The following is a 2,914-nucleotide window of genomic DNA, read 5'->3' on the forward strand; positions in this document are numbered from 1 at the left end:
CGTTCAATGCTGCTATAACCATCCTCGCTCCGCCGCGAGGATGCCGGCCTGGAAGCGGCTGCGTGCGTCCATCCGGCGCATGAGATCGGCGATCATCCGTCGCACGGTGCGGACTGACACGCCCAGATGACGGGCCGCAGCCTCGTCCTTGGCGCCGAGGCTCAGGAGCCGCAGAAGGACGCGTTCGGAGTCTGTCGGCTCCCTGCCCTCGGGGTCGACACTCCCATAGTCGTGATCGTCTATGGCACGATGAGCCGGACCGTCGCCGGACGCGGACGTGTTGGGTCCCTCGAGCGCGTCGGCTCCCTCGAGCGAGTCGCCGTCAAACCCGACAGGATCGGCGAGCCCCCACATCTGATCGAACAACATGACGACCAGATTGGTCAGCGCCGGCTCGCGCAGCAGCAGCGCAGCGCTCTTGTTCGGACCCGGCATCAGCAGGACAAGTCCGAGTTGGCGGTCGACGGTGGTGAGGTCCACCGGAGCGGTGTCGACCACCCGTAGATCCAGGCCGTGCGCTGCAGCGGTGCGCAGGTACGCGGCGGTTGCGTCATCCGAGTGCGCCGGACGGGAACAGATACTGCGCAGGGTGACCCCGCGTTCCAGCGCCCGTAGGAGCGCCCGGGTACCCTCCGGGGTCGCGGCCAGCTGCTGCCCAGGCTGGGTGTGCAGCACGAGTACCTCCCGTTCCGCCCGGGTTACCAGCTCCAAGAATTTGATCCGCACTGCATCGGCGCTGTCCAGGTGTTCCACCTCGCTACCGGAGTCGCCGGGCTGGCGACCCTGGAGGTAGTCGGCGACCAGGGTGCTCACCTGCAGGCGCGCGCGGACGAGCTGCTCCTGCCGGCGGATCAGCTGGTCGTGCTGCTGGCGGATCAGTTGTTCCAGGGGGACCTCGGGGTGCACAGCGACGAGGCGGCCCGGATGATCACGGGACATGACCAGCAGCGAGAGCTCGACCAGCCTGTCACGGGCCCGGGCGATGATGCTTGCGGGGAGCCCGAGGGCCAGGCCCACGTCCTCGGTGGTCAGGTCCTCGTGCCGTAGCCACAACCGATAGGAGGCGAGGGCGACGTCGTCGAGGCCGAGAAGATCAAGCACTTTCCTCTCCCGCGCCAATTAGTCGACGTGGGCGCTGGCCTCGGACAGCAGACCCCGGTGTCGGGTCTCGGCTGCCACGACATCCAGAGCGTGGCGGACCAGCGCGACCAGGGCTTGGCGCACGGATTCCCGCCGACGGGCGTCGCAGAACACGATCGGCCTCCGAGCGTCGATGTCAAGAGCGTTGCGTACGTCGTCGAGTGTGTATTCCTTCGACCCGTCGAACCGGTTGACCGCCACCAGGAACGGAATATCCCGCTCCTCGAAGTAGTCGACCGCCGGGAACGAGTCCGAGAGCCGGCGGGTGTCCACGAGCACGATCGCGCCGATGGCACCAAGGACCAGCTCGTCCCACATGAACCAGAAACGGTCCTGGCCGGGCGTGCCGAACAGGTAGAGGATCACACTGTCAAGCAGGGTGATCCGACCGAAGTCCATGGCAACCGTGGTTGTGGTCTTGGAGTTGACCTGCGATGTGTCGTCGATTCCGAGACTCGCCGAGGTCAGGGCCGCTTCGGTCGTGAGCGGGGGGATCTCGCTGACCGTACCGACAAACGTCGTCTTTCCGGCGCCGAATCCACCGGCAATTATGATCTTGACGGCATTGGGCGCGGGGCCGGTGGTATCTGTTCTAGAGGGTCTGAAGTCCATCGAGCACCTTCTCCATCAGCGCTACGTCGGGACGCTCGGTCGGTCGGGCCGGGCGGGTGACGTGTACGAAACCAGCGTCGATCATGTCGCCGACGAGGACGCGTGCCACGCCGATCGGAAGATTGAGCTGGGCGGAGATCTCCGCGATCGACTGGATGCTCCGGCAGAGCATCAGGATGTCCTGCTGCTCCGGATCGAGGCTCCGGACCATTGCCCGTCCGTGCGCCGTCGTCGACACCAGAGCTACCAGCTCCAGCGCACGATTGGCCGCCGGCCGCGTTCGGCCGCCGGTGACGGCGTAGGGGCGGACGACCGGACCTGCATCCTCGTCATACCACTCCTCGTCCACCGGTCCTCCTGATCAGGGCGTGGGTTCGGTTCCCGCGGGGCTTCCGGCGACGCGACAGAGCCGCCGTCGCGTCGCCTTCAGCCCACCGGGGTGGCGCTCAGCGCGGCAATGCCGCCTGCATCTCGGCGCGTAGCTCGGGGGTCAGGAACTCACCGACACGGATGACCAGAAGGGCCATTTCGTACGCGATCAGACCGATATCCGATCCGGGCGTGCTCAGAATGGCCAGACACGACCCGTCGCCGACAGCAGTGACGAACAGGAATCCCTGTTCCATCTCGACGATCGTCTGGCGGACGTTGCCGCCGCGAAAGAATCGCCCGGCGCCCCGGGCGAGGCTGTTGAATCCCGACGCGACCGCCGCGAGCTGGTCGGCGGTCGTGCGGTCCATACCGTTCGACGTCGCCAACAGGAGACCGTCCGCTGACAGCACGATTGCGTAGGTCACCTCCGGTACTTTTCGGGTCAGGTTGTTCAACAGCCAGCTCATGTTTTCGGCCGGGCCGATATGGCGCATCACATCACCTTCCTGGCGTCGTCGCCGTTCGGATTGGGTCCGGCCTGCAGGCCTCGACCGAAGTTGGCCTGGAAGGACGACATCATGTTGCGGATTTCCTCTGGTGATCGCGGCCCGGCAAGGACCGGCGGTGTCGTGGCGTCGGTCGCGGGCGTTCCCCTGAGCTCGGGCGCCAGGCTTGCCCGTCGCTTCCGCTTCGGCAGGCCCGTGTCGGTTCTCGCCGTCTCGGCGGGCGGCAACGCCGATACCGGCGTGGATGACGGTCCCGGTGAGAACGACGATGGTTGGGAGAACGA

5 protein-coding genes are annotated in these 2,914 nt (G+C 66.5%); 1 reads left to right on the forward strand and 4 read right to left on the reverse strand.

All coding sequences use genetic code 11. From position 1 onward, the window contains the following. Positions 1-12 precede the first annotated feature (12 nt). The 4 genes from U9980_RS12880 to U9980_RS12895 form a co-directional block, all read right to left on the reverse strand. A complete protein-coding gene (locus U9980_RS12880; RefSeq protein ID WP_322768119.1) occupies positions 13-1,101 on the reverse strand; it encodes a LuxR C-terminal-related transcriptional regulator in 1,089 nt (362 codons plus the stop codon). A gap of 18 nt (positions 1,102-1,119) precedes the next feature. After that, positions 1,120-1,752: a GTP-binding protein gene (locus U9980_RS12885; protein WP_322747961.1), complete on the reverse strand. Its 633-nt coding sequence runs from the start codon at positions 1,750-1,752 to the stop codon at positions 1,120-1,122. After that, positions 1,733-2,101, reverse strand: coding sequence for a DUF742 domain-containing protein (locus U9980_RS12890; protein WP_322755546.1), 369 nt, complete (start codon positions 2,099-2,101; stop codon positions 1,733-1,735). Before U9980_RS12890 ends, U9980_RS12885 begins: the two co-directional genes overlap by 20 nt. Before the next feature lie 97 nt (positions 2,102-2,198). Further along, entirely contained in the window at positions 2,199-2,618 is a 420-nt protein-coding gene (locus U9980_RS12895) for a roadblock/LC7 domain-containing protein (protein WP_322768120.1), read from the reverse strand. 84 nt (positions 2,619-2,702) lie between these two features. Here U9980_RS12895 and U9980_RS12900 point away from each other — a divergent pair. Then, positions 2,703-2,914 (forward strand): hypothetical protein (locus U9980_RS12900; RefSeq protein WP_322768121.1); only part of this gene is annotated, 212 nt, incomplete at its 3' end.

Source organism: Protofrankia sp. Cr1 (assembly GCF_963555865.1).
Lineage (GTDB): Bacteria > Actinomycetota > Actinomycetes > Frankiales > Frankiaceae > Protofrankia.